General features: G+C 49.0%; 15 protein-coding genes. 7 read left to right on the plus strand and 8 right to left on the minus strand.

Features of this window, described 5'->3' with window-relative positions; genetic code table 11:
- Positions 1–3 precede the first annotated feature (3 nt).
- The 7 genes from recR (at position 4) to CWI82_RS04470 (ending at position 7,322) form a co-directional block, all read left to right on the plus strand.
- Positions 4–612, plus strand: coding sequence for a recombination mediator RecR (recR, locus tag CWI82_RS04440; protein WP_130202775.1), 609 nt, complete (start codon positions 4–6; stop codon positions 610–612).
- A 124-nt stretch (positions 613–736) separates the two neighbouring features.
- Complete coding sequence (gene htpG / locus CWI82_RS04445; RefSeq protein WP_130202776.1) at positions 737–2,623, plus strand: molecular chaperone HtpG; 1,887 nt, start codon at positions 737–739, stop codon at positions 2,621–2,623.
- 163 nt (positions 2,624–2,786) lie between these two features.
- Entirely contained in the window at positions 2,787–3,431 is a 645-nt protein-coding gene (adk, locus tag CWI82_RS04450) for an adenylate kinase (RefSeq protein ID WP_130202777.1), read from the plus strand.
- A 106-nt stretch (positions 3,432–3,537) separates the two neighbouring features.
- Positions 3,538–3,942 (plus strand): MAPEG family protein, encoded by a 405-nt coding sequence (locus tag CWI82_RS04455; protein ID WP_233340189.1) that lies wholly within the window; start codon positions 3,538–3,540, stop codon positions 3,940–3,942.
- A complete protein-coding gene (locus CWI82_RS04460) occupies positions 3,939–4,742 on the plus strand; it encodes an alpha/beta fold hydrolase (protein ID WP_233340190.1) in 804 nt (267 codons plus the stop codon). Before CWI82_RS04455 ends, CWI82_RS04460 begins: the two co-directional genes overlap by 4 nt.
- On the plus strand, positions 4,739–5,914 hold the full coding sequence (locus CWI82_RS04465; protein WP_130202778.1) for an aminotransferase class V-fold PLP-dependent enzyme: 1,176 nt from the start codon (positions 4,739–4,741) through the stop codon (positions 5,912–5,914). The genes CWI82_RS04460 and CWI82_RS04465 overlap by 4 nt, the downstream gene beginning before the upstream one ends.
- 10 nt (positions 5,915–5,924) lie before the next feature.
- Positions 5,925–7,322, plus strand: a complete 1,398-nt coding sequence (locus tag CWI82_RS04470) for an MATE family efflux transporter (protein ID WP_233340191.1) — start codon at positions 5,925–5,927, stop codon at positions 7,320–7,322.
- Here the strand turns inward: CWI82_RS04470 and hisIE are convergent.
- From hisIE to hisG, 8 genes are read right to left on the minus strand one after another with little or no spacing between them, the layout of a single operon-like run.
- A complete protein-coding gene (gene hisIE / locus CWI82_RS04475; RefSeq protein WP_130202779.1) occupies positions 7,313–7,927 on the minus strand; it encodes a bifunctional phosphoribosyl-AMP cyclohydrolase/phosphoribosyl-ATP diphosphatase HisIE in 615 nt (204 codons plus the stop codon). The two genes, CWI82_RS04470 and hisIE, sit on opposite strands and share 10 nt — an antisense overlap.
- 21 nt (positions 7,928–7,948) lie before the next feature.
- Positions 7,949–8,725 carry an imidazole glycerol phosphate synthase subunit HisF gene (gene hisF / locus CWI82_RS04480; RefSeq protein ID WP_130202780.1) on the minus strand — a complete coding sequence of 259 codons (777 nt, stop codon included), beginning with the start codon at positions 8,723–8,725 and terminating at the stop codon, positions 7,949–7,951.
- Positions 8,707–9,444, minus strand: coding sequence for a 1-(5-phosphoribosyl)-5-[(5-phosphoribosylamino)methylideneamino]imidazole-4-carboxamide isomerase (gene hisA / locus CWI82_RS04485; RefSeq protein ID WP_130202781.1), 738 nt, complete (start codon positions 9,442–9,444; stop codon positions 8,707–8,709). The genes hisF and hisA overlap by 19 nt, the downstream gene beginning before the upstream one ends.
- The gene (gene hisH, locus CWI82_RS04490; RefSeq protein ID WP_130202782.1) at positions 9,425–10,042 is read right to left on the minus strand and encodes an imidazole glycerol phosphate synthase subunit HisH; all 618 of its coding nucleotides are present in this window, start codon (positions 10,040–10,042) and stop codon (positions 9,425–9,427) included. Before hisH ends, hisA begins: the two co-directional genes overlap by 20 nt.
- Positions 10,039–11,124: a bifunctional histidinol-phosphatase/imidazoleglycerol-phosphate dehydratase HisB gene (hisB, locus tag CWI82_RS04495; RefSeq protein ID WP_130202783.1), complete on the minus strand. Its 1,086-nt coding sequence runs from the start codon at positions 11,122–11,124 to the stop codon at positions 10,039–10,041. Before hisB ends, hisH begins: the two co-directional genes overlap by 4 nt.
- Positions 11,121–12,215: a histidinol-phosphate transaminase gene (hisC, locus tag CWI82_RS04500; RefSeq protein ID WP_130202784.1), complete on the minus strand. Its 1,095-nt coding sequence runs from the start codon at positions 12,213–12,215 to the stop codon at positions 11,121–11,123. The genes hisB and hisC overlap by 4 nt, the downstream gene beginning before the upstream one ends.
- Positions 12,212–13,510 (minus strand): histidinol dehydrogenase, encoded by a 1,299-nt coding sequence (gene hisD / locus CWI82_RS04505; protein ID WP_130202785.1) that lies wholly within the window; start codon positions 13,508–13,510, stop codon positions 12,212–12,214. Before hisD ends, hisC begins: the two co-directional genes overlap by 4 nt.
- A gap of 3 nt (positions 13,511–13,513) precedes the next feature.
- On the minus strand, positions 13,514–14,422 hold the full coding sequence (gene hisG / locus CWI82_RS04510) for an ATP phosphoribosyltransferase (RefSeq protein WP_130202786.1): 909 nt from the start codon (positions 14,420–14,422) through the stop codon (positions 13,514–13,516).
- Between the last annotated feature and the right edge of the window lie 361 nt (positions 14,423–14,783).

The following is a 14,783-nucleotide window of genomic DNA, read 5'->3' on the forward strand; positions in this document are numbered from 1 at the left end:
AGCATGCGTCTTAGTCCGACCATTCAAGAGCTTGTACAAGCGTTACGGCTGCTACCTGGGGTTGGCCCCAAAAGCGCTCAGCGAATGACGTTTCAATTGTTGGAGCGTCAACGTGAAGGCGCTTTGCGCCTAGCGCAGGCGTTAACTGAGGCGGTCGAAAAAGTCGGTCACTGCAATCAGTGCCGCACACTAACCGAAGAGCAAACCTGTGCAATTTGTGCTGATGCGAAGCGACGTGACAGTGGCCTGCTGTGTATTGTTGAAACGCCAGCCGATGTTTTAGCGATTGAACAAACGGGTCAATATCAAGGCTGTTATTTTGTGCTGATGGGGCATTTATCGCCACTTGACGGCATTGGTCCCGAAGATATTGGCTTAGATGTGCTGGCTAAGCGCTTGCAGCAAGAAGCGATTGAAGAAGTCATTTTGGCAACGAATCCAACCGTCGAAGGCGAGGCAACAGCGCATTTTATTGCTGATTTAGCGCGCTCACGCAATATACGTACCTCGCGTATTGCGCACGGTGTGCCAGTGGGTGGAGAGCTGGAGTATGTTGATCAAGCCACATTGGGCCATGCTTTCAGTGGCCGTAAAGTGATTGATCACAACTAATCTATCCTGACGTCGAATAATTTCATGAAAATGGCGCTTGAAATGCGAAGCGCCATCCCCATCTTTGTCCTATACCCATCTAATCATTGTTGATTTACTGACAGATAGTGTAGGAGAAATCACTATGGCGGAGACCCGTCAAGCAGAAACCCACGGTTTTCAAACCGAAGTGAAGCAGTTGCTTCATTTGATGATTCATTCACTTTATTCCAATAAAGAAATCTTTCTGCGCGAGCTTGTATCGAATGCATCGGATGCTGCTGATAAGCTACGATTCAAAGCATTAAGTGACAGCAGTTTGTTAGCTGACGACGCTGAACTCTATGTTCGTGTAAGTGCAGACAAAGATGCTGGCACTATTACCATTAGCGATAATGGTATTGGTATGACGCGTGATGAAGTGATGGCGAACCTAGGTACCATTGCCAAGTCAGGAACCGCTGATTTCTTTAGTCAGTTATCGGGTGATCAGACAAAAGACAGCCGCTTGATTGGTCAGTTCGGTGTTGGTTTCTACTCAGCCTTTATTGTTGCCGATAGCGTCACTGTGCGCACTCGCGCCGCAGGTGCTGATAGCGCTGTTGAGTGGTTCTCACGCGGTGAGGGCGAGTACGAGTTACGCAATATCGACAAAGCGAAGCGTGGTACCGATATCATTTTGCATTTACGTGATGACGCCAACGAGTACCTCGATGAGTGGCGTTTGAAAAGCATTATCACCAAATACTCGGATCATTTGAGTATTCCGGTGCAAATGCCAAAACGTGACGACGACAATAAACAAGATGGCTGGGAAGCGGTGAACTCTGGCCAAGCGTTATGGACTCGTGAAAAATCAGAAATCTCTGATGAGGAATACAAAGAGTTCTATAAAACCATCGCGCATGATTTCGATGAGCCGTTGCTATGGAGCCACAACAAGGTTGAAGGTACGTCGGAGTACACGAGCTTGTTGTACATTCCAAAACGCGCGCCATGGGACTTATGGAATCGCGATAATCAGACCGGTATCAAACTATACGTTAAACGCGTTTTTATTATGGATGACGCGAAGCAATTGATGCCAACGTATCTGCGTTTCGTTCGTGGTCTGATGGATTCATCTGACTTACCGTTGAACGTGTCGCGTGAAATTTTGCAAGATAACAAAATCACGCGTTCAATGCGCAACGGTAGCACGAAGAAAATTTTGAGCATGTTGAGCAAACTTGCCAAAGACGATCCTGAAAAATATCAAGAATTTTGGAATACGTTCGGTACCGTTTTAAAAGAGGGACCGGCGGAAGATCACGGTAACCAAGAAACGATCGCGAGTTTATTGCGCTTTGCATCAACGCACGAAGATAACAGCGAAGCGACAGTGAGCTTGGATGCGTATCTTGAGCGCATGTCAGAGAAACAAGAGAAGATTTATTACATTGTCGCGGACAGCTATGAGGCGGCACGTGATAATCCAGCACTGGAAATCTTCCGCAAGAAGGGCATTGAAGTCCTGTTGCTGTCCGAGCGTATTGACGAGTGGCTCATGAGCCATTTAACCGAATATAAGGAAAAAGCGTTCCAGTCGGTCACACGTGGTGATTTAGATCTCGGTGAACTTGATGACGCGGAAACCAAAAAGCAACACGAAGAATCTGAAAAAGCGTTCAAAAAGCAATTAAAACGCTTTGAGAAAGCATTAGGCGATAGCGTGAAGACCGTTCGCGTCACCCATCGTTTAACGGATTCACCAGCGTGTATTGTTACCGACGAAAACGATATGAGTACACAAATGGCGAAGCTGATGGAAGCAGCGGGTCAGAAGGTGCCAGAAACCAAGTATATTTTTGAAATAAACCCAGAACATACGTTGGTACAGCGTATTGTCGAGCTCGATGATGACAGCCGCTTTAGCGAATGGGCACACGTATTGCTGGATCAAGCAACCTTAGCAGAGCGCGGTAGCTTAAAAGACCCAGCAAAATTTGTGGCGCGTATGAACAAGCTGATGCTCGATTTAACTCAGGCATAAGCACGTTGACGTTCAAAGTTGCGGAAAAATTCAGCAAATAGTGTGAGTCTGCGCATTGTCCGACGAAAGTCGGCAATGCTCGGACTTGTAAAGCCTCTTTGTGCAAGGTAAAGTTCGACCTTAACTTATCCGCATTAAACAAATTAAGTAAAAGAGGTTGTTCATGCGCATTATCCTGTTGGGCGCACCAGGCGCAGGGAAAGGTACACAAGCGCAGTTCTTAATGAAAACGTTTGGGATTCCGCAAATCTCAACCGGCGACATGTTACGAGCTGCAATTAAGGACGGTACCGAATTAGGTAAGCAAGCCAAAGCGGTGATGGATGCCGGTAAACTCGTTTCAGACGACATTATGATTGGCTTGGTGAAAGAGCGCGTGGCACAGCCTGATTGCCAAAACGGTTTTTTACTCGATGGATTTCCGCGCACGATTCCGCAAGCGGATGGTATGCATGCTGCAGGTATCGATGTTGACGTGGTTCTTGAATTTGATGTGCCGGATGAAGTGATTGTTGAGCGTATGGCTGGCCGTCGTGTCCACCCTGGCTCAGGCCGTGTGTATCATGTCACCTATAATCCACCAAAAGTGGAAGGTAAAGACGATGAAACTGGCGATGTTCTCGTTATCCGCGATGATGACAAAGAAGAAACCGTGCGTAAGCGTCTGGCAATTTATCATGAACAAACCGAGCCTTTGGTTGCGTATTATCGTAAACTAGCCGAACAAGGTCAGGTTAAATTCCATAATATTGATGGAACCGGTGATGTTGAAGACATTAGCAACAAGTTAGGTAGCTTGCTAAAATAAACTTCACGTTAACCAATAGATTTCAAAAGCCCACCTTGAGTGGGCTTTTTTGTATAAACTAACGGTTCGTTCTTACACTCTTTGTTCATAAAAAAGGATAACAATCATGGACATGACGTTAATGATCAGCATGTTGTATGCGGGCTTATTGACGCTGCTTTATTTCGCTTTGTCGGTAAATATTATTCGGCTACGTTGGCGCGATCGCGTTGGTATTGGCACTGGCGAGTCACAAGATTTGAAAGTGGCTGTGCGTATTCACGGAAATTTTGCTGAATATGTGCCGCTATCGTTAATTTTATTGGTACTGATTGAATTGCAAGGGGCATCGGCAGCGTTGCTACATGCTCTCGGTGCGGCATTGTTTGTTGCTCGTGTCTGTCACGCATTGGGTCTTACGTTGTCAGTTGGTCCGTCGTGGGCACGCACCGTTGGGGTACTCGGTACTTTTGCGGTATTGCTACTGCAGGCCGGTTATGTGATTGGTGTGTTTATTGGCGGTGCACTATGATGCTGTTACCCGGCGTACACCGCTTCGGCGTATTAGGTAAACCACCACTATTGTTGCTACACAGTTCACAAAGCAATAGTGGCCAATGGCGGGGGCTAATCCAGCAGCTTGAAAGTCAGTTTGATATTCTAGCGATTGATTTATTGGGTTATGGCAAGGCACCTGCGGCTGAAGATATCGAACCGGAAGCATTTCGTTTTAGCGACGAGCTACCGCGTGTATTAGAAGCTATGGCCGCAGCACAGTGGCAGCAACCAGTGACCATTGTTGGTCATTCCTATGGTGGTGCTTTGGCACTAAAAATTGCCCTAGAAAAGCCGGTTGCGGTGCAACAGCTCGTAGTGTTCGAACCGGTTGCGTTTCATGTTTTAGAAGCGAATGAGCCAGCGCGTATTGAAATTGAAAAAATTGCGGCGCAAATGTATCAACATGACAGCGAAGCGGCGACTCGAGCATTTGTTGATTATTGGAATCAGCCTGGCTATTTCGATGCTTTACCGGAGCGCATTCGTGCCGGCATGGTCATGCAAGCAGCAAAAGTGACCAAGGATTTTGCGGCGCTGATGGGCGAGCCCCATAAGTTGCAGGACTATCGCCACGTTGATATGCCAGTCTTAGTACTTCAAGGCCAGCACACGCAAGAGAGCGCGCGGTGTGTGGCACATCATTTATTGCAAGTGATGCCAAATGCGAGCGAAGTCACGCTCGATTGTGGCCATATGGGGCCGGTAACTCATGCACACTTGGTGAATCCTGAAATTGTTGCTTTTGTAACTCAATCGCATGAAGTGGTGGCATGAACCAATTTGCCTTGTTACGTCAGCATCCGGAACTGATTTATTTCGATAGCGCGGCAACGTGCCAAGTGCCTGATGTCGTGTTACAGGCGTATACTGATTATTACCAGCAACACCATGCTAATGTGCATCGAGCAAGCCATCAGTTGGGGCGGGCGGCGACTACGGCGCTAGAAACCACACGAGCTAAGTTGGCTGAATTTATTGGCGCAAGCGCCGAACAAGTTGCTTTGGTTGCTTCGACCACGGCGGCTTTGAACGGACTGGCAGAGCAACTTCCGGTGCAGTGGCAAGCTGGCGATGAAATTTTGCTTTCAAGCGCTGAACACCACGCCAATATATTGCCGTGGCAACGGCTTGCGAAACAATATGAATTGACCCTGCGTTATATTCCTATAGACCGCGAGACCGGCGAGTTAGGCGAATGGCGTGAGCTTTTGACCCCACGGACACGGGTGGTGAGTGTTACTGCCGCCAGCAACATTACAGGCACTGTGTTTCATCTACAGCCGTTGTTGCAAGCAGCGAAGGCAAAGGGGGCTTGGACGCTCGTCGATGCTGCTCAAGCTGCGGCACATGTGCCCATTGATGTGCATCAGCTTGAATGCGATGCGCTAGTATTTAGCATGCACAAGCTCTATAGCGTAAACGGTTGTGCAGTATTGTATATCCGTGATGCGTTGCGTGATGCGATGGCACCATTTTGGGTCGGCGGCGGTATTGTCCAGCGCGTGAGCGCAACCGAGGCTGAGTTGATTGATGGTATTCACAAATTCGAAGCGGGTAGCCCTAACACTGCAGCCGCTGTCGCCGCCGCAACAGCGGTCGATTGGTTACAGCAACAACATTTACAGCAACAACTCGCCAGCTTACGCCATCAGCTCGTTGAAGAATTGCAGCAACGTGCTTGGTTAACCGTATTACCAAGCGGAGCGCAAGCAACCCCTACCATTTCGTTTTACAGCGACGCGTTTCAGGCGTTTGATATTGCGGCTTGGTTAGACCAACACCACATTGCCGTGCGCGCAGGTCATCATTGTGCACAACTATTATTGCAACAATGGCAACTACCAGCGGTCGTCAGAATCTCTTTAGGGGCGTATAATACCGCCGACCAAATAAACCGTTTTCTTGAAACCTTGGACGCTGGCTGGGCCTTATTCGGTTCAGACTAGGAGTACAGACGTGCAACAACCCAATCATTGGTGGACCGAGTCAATCAAGCTGGCTCGACTCACTGGCCCTATTTTAATCGCGCAGCTCACACAAATGTTGATGAGCGTTGTCGATACCTTAATGGCCGGTCGCGTGAGCGCGACTGACCTTGCCGCCGTTTCTGTTGGGGGTAGCATTTGGGTGCCGTCGACGCTAATTATTATGGGGCTTGCGCTGGCACTGGCGCCGATTATTTCGCATTTCGATGGTGCTGGAAAGCACCACAAAGTCGGCAATATGGTGCAACAGGGCATTTACACAGCCATGATTGGTGGGGTGTTATGTTTTGCGGTAATACAAGCCGCCCCAGTTATTCTTAACGCCATGTCTGTCGAAGATGAGTTTCGTCGGGTGACGCTTGATTACCTGTTTTATGTTAGCTTCGGGATTCCAGCGCTCGTGCTGTATATGGTGTTGCGCAATTTCTGCGAAGGGCTTTCGCATACGGTGCCTTCGCTGATCATTGGGGTACTGGGCTTACTCGTTAACATTCCGGTGAACTACATCTTCATCTACGGTGAGTTCGGCATGCCGGCCCTTGGTGGTGCTGGTTGTGGCCTTGCCACCGCAATTGTTTTGTGGGTGATGGCACTGGGCATGCTGGTGTACGTGTCCGTGGTGCAGCGTTTTAAGAAATTGGCAATTTTTAAAACCTTTCATGCGCCGAATTGGGACGACATTTGGTATATCGTTCGAATTGGTTTCCCAATCGCGACCTCGATGTTTTTTGAGGTGAGCCTGTTTGCCGCAGCGGCATTGGTTATTGCGCCACTGGGTGCAACCGTGGTGGCCAGTCACCAAATTGCGTTGAATATTTCCTCGTTGGTTTACATGGTGCCTTTGAGTTTGTCGATGGCGGTTACGTTGCGCGTCGGTTTTGCCCTCGGCGCAGGTAATCCTGCGAATGCCATGCTTAGCCATAAATTGGCAACGTTTTATGGGATGACGTTTGCGGCGATCAACGGTGTGATTATGTACCTAGCGGGTGCGTGGCTTGCTGGCTTATATACTGAAGACCAAGCGGTGATTCAGTTGGCGGCAACCTTAATGGGCTTAGCGGCGATATTCACGCTCTCAGATACGTTCCAAGCCATCGCGATGGGAACCTTGCGCGGCTATAAAGACACCAAAGTGGTGATGTTTATTACCTTCGTATCGTACTGGCCATTTGGTTTAAGCTTGGGTGTTATCTTGTCATTAACCGATTGGATTGTGCCGGCGATGGGCGCTGCGGGTATGTGGATTGGCTTTATTATTGGCTTAAGCTGCGCTGCCGTGTTGTTAAGCTGGCGACTGCTGGTTGTCAGTCGCCGTTACAAAGTTGCTCATGCAGCAAACTTTAGTGAGTCAGCAACAATTCAAGACTGATGCCGTTGGTGTAATACCTCAAGCACGTCATTTAAGCTTAAGTCGCGGGCTGCTAGTGTCACCATCAAATGATACAGCAAGTCCGCGCTTTCATTGAGCAACTCTTTATCATCGCCGGCGGCAGCTGCTAGTGCCACCTCAACACCTTCTTCGCCAACTTTTTGCGCAGCTCGTTTCACTCCTTCGGCAAATAACGAGGCGGTATAGCTACTATCGACTGGTGCACCACGACGTGACTCAATGGTATCCATCAAACGCTGTAACATTGGTTGCGATTGCGCATCGGTAAAACAGCTACGGGTACCCAAATGACAAGTCGGGCCGGTCGGTTTCACGAGCACGAGCAAACTGTCCTGGTCACAATCCGTATGCACACTGACTAAAGTCAACGTATTGCCTGAGCTTTCACCTTTGGTCCATAACCGTTGCTTAGAGCGACTGAAAAACGTCACTTGTTGCGTATTTAAGGTTTGCTGCAAGGCATCTGTGTTCATATAGCCTTGCATTAAAATTTCACCACTCAGCGCGTGCTGAACAATAGCCGGCAGCAAGTCATCACCTTTGGCGAAATTAACTGCATCGATGTTTGTTTGATTAATCCGCATCTTGTTCTCCTTGGCGCCAGATTACACCGGCCGAATGGCAATGCCTGCCTGCTGTAACGATTGTTTTAACGCTTTGATTTCAATAATTCCTTTATGAAATACCGAAGCGGCGAGGGCACCGTCAACATCAGCCTGCGCAAAGACTTGCTCGAAATGCTCAATGCTGCCAGCGCCACCAGAAGCAATCAGCGGTACCGGGCAATCCGCACGCATCAGTTGCAGTTGTTCAATATCATAGCCTTTGCGCACACCGTCTTGGTTCATGCAGTTCAACACGATTTCACCAGCGCCACGCGCGACAACTTCGCGCAACCAATCACGGGTTTGCCATGCTGTTTTTTGTGTGCGTGTTTCATCACCGGTAAATTGATACACCTCATAGGTGTTGGTTTCCGCGTTATAGAAGCTATCAATGCCTATCACAATACATTGCTGACCAAACTCCTCAACCAGCGTGTTGATCAGGTTTGGGTCGCGCAGAGCTGGCGAATTAATCGATATTTTGTCCGCGCCCATGGCTAAGATCTCTTGTGCTTGGGCAACTGAACTTATACCACCGGCAACGGTGAACGGGATATCGATGAGTCGAGCAATGCGCTCCACCCAAGATTTGTCGACCACGCGCGCGTCAGAACTTGCCGTAATATCATAAAACACGAGTTCATCAGCACCGGCTTGTGCATAGCGTTCAGCTAATGGTTCGATTGCGCCAATCACTTCGTGATTACGAAATTGTACGCCCTTGACCACTTCTCCGTGACGAACATCCAGACAGGGAATTATGCGTTTGGCCAGCATTGTAGCGCCTCCGTTAAGGTGAATTTACCCGTCAGTAAGGCTTTGCCAAGAATCACTGAGTCACAATTGATGGCTTGCAATGCTGTTAAGTCGTCAAGGCTAGCGACACCACCTGATGCTTGAAATTGGAGCTGCGGGTACTGTTGTTTCAGCTGTTCGTATAACGCAACATTGGTGCCCGTGAGCATACCGTCGCGACTGATATCAGTACACAAGACATGACGTAAGCCAAAGGGTAAATAGCCATCAATCAGCTCGGTTAACGTGGTATTAGAAGTTTCTTGCCAGCCATGGGTGGCCACATAAGCCACGCCCTGATCATCAATGTTCACATCGAGCGCTAACACAATCGCATCGGGACCGAATTCTTGTAGCCAATGTTGTACCAGTTTCGGTTCACGCACTGCAACTGAGCCCACAACGGCGCGTTGCACACCCGCTGCGAACAATTGCTTGAGGTCGTGTTGCGTACGAATGCCGCCACCCACTTGAACGTTCATGTTGGTATTCGAGGTTATTTTTTTCAGAAGTTCGAGTTGGCGCTTCGAGGTGTCGCGCGCGCCATCTAGGTCAACTAAATGCAACCATTGTGCGCCAGCTTCTTCGTAGGCATTAACCAACGTTAATGGATTACTCGAATAGGTTGTCTGGCGAGCGAAGTCACCTTGCTGCAAACGCACAACTTCGCCGTTAATTAAATCAAGCGCGGGTATCAGCATCAGTTAACTCCAAAAAATTTTTCAATAGTTGCGCACCAGCTTTACCGGAGCGCTCTGGGTGAAATTGCGCACCAAAATAGTTGTGGTGGCGAATCATCGCAGCAAACTCTTGGCCATATTGGCATTGCGCGATGGTTGATTGGTCTTTGGCCACGGCAAAGCTATGTACAAAATAGAACCAAGCTTCCGCATCCATATTCTTTAAAAGCGGGTTGTCGTCGACCGCAGTCACGGTGTTCCAACCCATATGCGGCAACGGTAAGTCGCCGGCTTGCAAACGTACTGTTTGCGCTGGAATAACTCCCAAGCAGTTCACTTCGCCTTCGGCTGACCAGTCGGTGAGCAACTGCATGCCGAGACAGATACCGAGCACCGGTTGCTGCAAATCCCTTAGGGTTTCAACCAATTCCAGCTTTTGTAGATTACGCATCGCTGCTTGCGCGGTGCCTACGCCTGGCAAAATCACTTTATCCGCAGCCGCGATTCGTGCCGCATCGGCAGTCACTTCTGGTTTGACTCCCAGACGCTCAAAAGCAAAGCGTACCGAGCTTAAGTTCGCACAGGCGGTATCGACAATCACTAAGTTTGTTGCGCTCATGCCAACATTCCCTTACTTGATGGAAGTTCGTCACTAGCGCCCCGAGCAATCGCTTGCCGTAACGCGCGGCCGAAAACTTTGAACAAACTTTCTACCTGGTGGTGCGCATTGCCTTCAGTGGTGCTCAAGTGAAGTGAAATCGCCATCGCATCGCTGAGTGAGCGGAAGAAGTGGCTGACCATCTCCGTCGACAGTTCGCCAACATTGTCGCGACTAAACTCAGCTTGCCACTGCAAATATGGACGACCCGACAAGTCGATTAAACACTCAGCGCGGCACTCATCCATCGGCAGGGCAAAGCCAAAACGGCCAATACCCCGCTTATCGCCCAACGCTTGGCGCAGTGCTTGGCCAAACGCTAAGGCCGTGTCTTCAACCGTGTGGTGTTCATCAATGTGCAAATCACCTTTAACTTCAAGAGCTAATGAGAAGCCACCGTGAGTCGCAATTTGCTCCAACATGTGATCAAAAAAGCCAATGCCGGTGTGAATACGAATCGGTTGTGACTTATCGAGATCAACCGCTACGTTGATATCGGTTTCGCGCGTGGTGCGCTGCACTTCGGCGGTCCGCGGGCGTTGAATCAGCGTATGACCGATGGCTTGCCAATTATTATCAGCACGGTCATAACGAATGCCTTGAATCCCCATGTTTTCAGCAAGCTGCATATCGGTTTCACGGTCACCAATCACGTAAGAATCGGTAAAATCAACTTTGCCTTGCACGAGATAGTCACGCACCAAACCAAGCTTCGGTTTACGGCACGAACAATTATCTTCATCGAAGTGTGGACAAATGAGTACGTCATCAAAACGCACACCTTGCGACTTAAAAATTGCCATCATCAAGTCATGCGGTGCGTCGAAATCAGCTTGCGGAAAACTATCGGTACCCAAGCCATCTTGATTGGATACCATGACCAAGCGGTAGCCTTTGTTTTGCAACGCTAACAACGTTGGAATCACTTGTGGTTCAAAGACTAACTTAGCAACGCTATCGAGTTGTTTATCAATCGGTGGCTCTTCAACCAGCGTACCATCGCGATCAATAAACAAAATTTTCTGTGGGCTGGTTGAACTCATGGCAATACCTCCATTAACTGCTGCATTTCGGCTTCGCTACCGATACTTACTCGGACACTATTATTGAGTCCGCGCTGCGATGATTGATTACGAATTAACACACCGCCGAGGCGACATTGCTCAACCAATTGCTCGGCATTATCAACGTCGAGCAATACGAAGTTGGTGCAGCTTGGCCAAACTTTCTTCACCCACGGCTTTGCTGAAATTGCTTGGATGAAGGCGAGGCGTTGCGCCGTAGTTGTCGCAAGTTCTTGTTGCATCGCGGAAACCCCTTGCTGAGACAGGGCTCGCTCGGCAATATCTAAACAGGGTTGTGGCATTGGGTAAGGCGCAATGACTTTGCGTAATACCTCAATGATATCGCTGTTTGCCAAGGCAAAGCCGCAACGTATGGCAGCTAGACCAAAGGCTTTCGAGAGCGTACGCATCACCACCAATTGTGGGTACTTCGCGAGCCACTGGGTGATGTGATTGAGCGGTTGCACGTTACTTTGTGCGGCAAATTCAATATAGGCCTCGTCAACTACAACCAAAGCTTGCTCACCGACGCCGACAATCAGGCGCTCGAGCTCCGCCAAGTTCACGTTGTTACCAAGCGGGTTGGATGGATTACAAACAAACACTAACTTGATTTGTTGTTGGCTGCTGGTAAACGCGCGCAGCATTTCATCTACGTTTAATTGCAAGGAGCCATCAGTTGCACTCATCAGTGGCACATCAACCACACCAGCGCCTTGGGTTTGCGCGCTGATGGCGTACATACCGTATGTGGGGGTGGTGATCATAATCGCATCTTGCTGTGGCTCGCAGAAACTACGAATCAATAAATCGATGGCTTCGTCACTACCACGGCAGCTCAATACCTGATCGACATTCACTTGTGCATAGTTTGCATACGCTTGATTGAGCGCCGCACTTTGAAAACTCGGATACCGATTCAATTGTGTTTCATTGGCGGCTAGAGCCGGTGTTGTTGGCGCTTCATTCGCATTCAACCAAACTGCGCCACCACTCATGCTTCGGCGTGCTGAAGCATAAGGCGTTAAGACAGCTAAGTGTGCACGCTGTAAAGATGCCGCTATGGTCATGACTGATTCTCCAAACGAATGCTAACGGCGCGCGCGTGCGCTCTTAAGCCTTCAGTTTCCGCCAAAGTAATAATGGCCTTACTGAGTTGCGCTAAACCTTGTTTTGTGACGGTTTGCGTGGTGTAGCGGCGATAGAAATCTAATAAACCTAAGCTGCTGTAGTTCCGTGCAAAGCCATACGTCGGCAACACATGATTGGTTCCGGTTGCATAGTCACCACCGGACTCTGGCGTGTAGTGACCAACAAAAATCGAGCCCGCCAAGGAAAGTTGAGCCAAATACTGTTCGGCATCGTCTAATTGCACCGATAAGTGTTCAGGCGCATACCGTTGGCTGATTTCGCAAGCTTGTTCAAGTGAATCGGCTTGAATCAATGAGCTTTGTTCGAGGGCTTTGCGCGCTGTTGCAGCACGCGGAAGTACTTCGAGTTGTTGCTCAAGGGCGCTTTGGGTTGCACTAATTAATGCTGCACTGGGGCTCACCAAAATCACTTGTGAATCAGCGCCGTGTTCCGCTTGCGACAATAAATCAGCCGCGACAAAAGCAGGATTAGCAGTATCATCAGCAATCACCAATAACTCGGATGGGCCCGCCGGCATATCAATGGCCGGACCGCCACTGCGTTGAGCAACCTGCTGTTTGGCCGCTGTCACATAGCTATTGCCTGGGCCAAATATCTTCGCCACTGGCGCGATACTCTCGGTACCTAGCGCAAGCGCGGCAATCGCTTGAGCACCACCACAGCAATACACTTCGGTAATACCGCATTTTTGCGCAACATACATCAGAGCAGGGCTGAGCTCACCATTGCTATCCGGTGGGCTGACTAAAACGCGCCGAGGATTGTTGGCAATCTGCGCTGGTACCCCAAGCATCAATGCGGTGGATGGTAATACGGCTGTACCGCCCGGAATATAAAGACCCACTGCAGTTAATGCTTCGAAACGTTGCGTGCAGACAACGCCTGGCGCAGTTTCTACACTGATGTCCTGAGGCTGTTGTTGCAGGTGAAACGTACGAATCGTTTCATAGGCAGTATCAATCGCCTGCTTTATGTCAGCTGAAAGTTGTTCAGCACGTTCAGCAATTTTAGCCTCGCTATATCGTAGTTTGCTCAAATTCTCGCAATCAAACTGACGGGTATATCGTAATACCGCTGCATCGCCTTCATTGGCAACCGCATCAATAATTGCCGCCACTTGTTGTTGCAGCTCGGCAGACTGGCTTTGGGCCGGTCGTGCCAATATTTCGGCTTGCTGTTGGTCGGTAAGTTGTGACCATTGAAATGCGCGCATGCTTTACCCCATCATCTTCTCAATAGGCAGCACTAAAATCGAGCTGCAGCCAATTTCCTTCAACTCTTCCATGGTTTCCCAGAACAACTTCTCAGTGCTCACCACATGCACTGCGACAAGCTCATCGGTGTGGCTTAAAGGCAAAATGGTAGGACGCTCTGCACCTGGCAATAGCTCAACCACTTGCTCAAGGGCTTTAACCGGGGCGTGTAGCATGATGTATTTGCTTTCACGCGCCATTTGCACGCCGTCAATCCGAGGTAATAGTTGATCAACAATGGCTTGCTTAGCAGCGGATAACGGCTCCGGGCGTTGAATTAATTGCGCCTGTGAGCGGAAAATTACTTCTTTTTCCACCAAACCATTTGCTTCCAGTGTTGCGCCCGTTGACACCAAATCACAAATGGCATCGGCAAGCCCAGCGCGTGGCGCTACTTCAACGCTACCGGTTAGAATGGCGTTATTGGCTGATACGCCGCGTTGTTGCAAATAGTTTTGTAGCAAGTACGGATAAGTGGTGGCGATGCGCTTGCCATCGAGATCTTGGATGCCGCCATAAGCTTCTTCTTTGGGGACGGCGATTGATAAGCGACACTGACCAAAATCAAGTGCACGTAAACGTTGTACTTTGCAAGCGAGTTGCGTCGCTTGGCGCTCAAGGCGCACTTCTTCAAGGACGTTTTCGCCAACCAAGCCAAGGTCAACGACACCATCCATGACCAAACCAGGGATGTCGTCATCGCGCACACGGAGTAGGTCGACTGATTGATTACTGCTGTGTGCCAACAATCTAGCCTCGTGCAAACTGAACTTGAATCCACACGCCTGCAGCAAGGCAATGGATTCTTTGCTTAAACGTCCAGATTTTTGAATGGCGATGGTTAAACGCTGTGAATTTTTGTCGACTACCATGTAAAACTCCTAATAAAAAACCCCGCAAAGGGCGCCTTGCGGGGTTTTTTATGAAATCAGTGAAGGCAGCCCCAAAATACTTGAGTTAGCCTTCAGAGAATTTCTGGGCTAACACGGATGTATGTGATGGTGGTGCTGCTTTAAAAACATAAGTTCGTATGCTTCGCTGTTCGTGATTCGTGCGCTTCGCTGTTCGTACGCTTCGCTGTTAGATGTGATAATTGTATAGAAAATAACTTCGCTATCAACCTTTAATATATTGATGTTTTATAATTTCTTGTATCAAGTTGTATATTTTATTTTTATTTTAATTCGAAGGATGTATCTACCGAACAGTGAAACGCACGAACAGCGAAGCGCA

The organism is Pseudidiomarina tainanensis (assembly GCF_004214835.1).
Classification (GTDB): Bacteria; Pseudomonadota; Gammaproteobacteria; order Enterobacterales; family Alteromonadaceae; genus Pseudidiomarina; species Pseudidiomarina tainanensis.